The following is a 631-nucleotide window of genomic DNA, read 5'->3' as shown; positions in this document are numbered from 1 at the left end:
GATCTGGCAAAAGCCGGCTTCAATATGATGAACAACCTGCCGGCGAATAGCCATGCCAATGTCAGCCACACACAATGTAATGGCGCTGCTTGCCAGAAATTCAAGAACAGTGAAGAAGCCGCAGACGTGTTAGGTGATCGTTCGGTTCGTACCTGTACCGACAGTCGTCAGTGTACCAGTGGGGGTTCCAAAGACCAGCCGGGTGCAAGTGTCGCTGGGACGGGGTTTGCGCCGATGCTGGAAGAGGCGACCAGAACCAACATTGAGCAATTGATGAAACTGGTCAGCGGGGAAAATGCGCCTACTGTAGTCAATCTGGCAAAACTCAAAACGGGTAGCCTGGTGGTGACTCGCGGGGTTGTCCAGGCCCTGAAACGTGATCCGGACAGTGGTGCGCTGGTGAGTCGGTTGGCCAGTGAGTTAGCGATGGCAGACACCATTGAGACTGCGCTCACTATGCGGCGAATGTTGATGACCGGGCAGGCAGAACCGAATGCCGCTGCGCAGGCGCAGGCGATGGCAGAGAGTGATCGTCGCATTGCGACACTGGACAGAGAAATTACTGCCCTGAAGAATGAAATGGAGTTGCGCCGGGCGATTGCACAAAATACCGCACTGACCACGCTTGAGC

At 55.5% G+C, this 631-nt stretch carries 1 pseudogene; it reads left to right on the top strand.

The features are described 5' to 3' along the window. Positions 1-631 (top strand): annotated as a pseudogene (locus EAE91_RS23670) (integrating conjugative element protein); the annotation flags it as partial.

The organism is Photorhabdus noenieputensis, assembly GCF_018448935.1.
Taxonomy (GTDB): Bacteria; Pseudomonadota; Gammaproteobacteria; order Enterobacterales; family Enterobacteriaceae; genus Photorhabdus; species Photorhabdus noenieputensis.
Note: the sequence above shows the minus strand (reverse complement) of the source record. Positions and strands in the feature narration are given on the sequence as shown.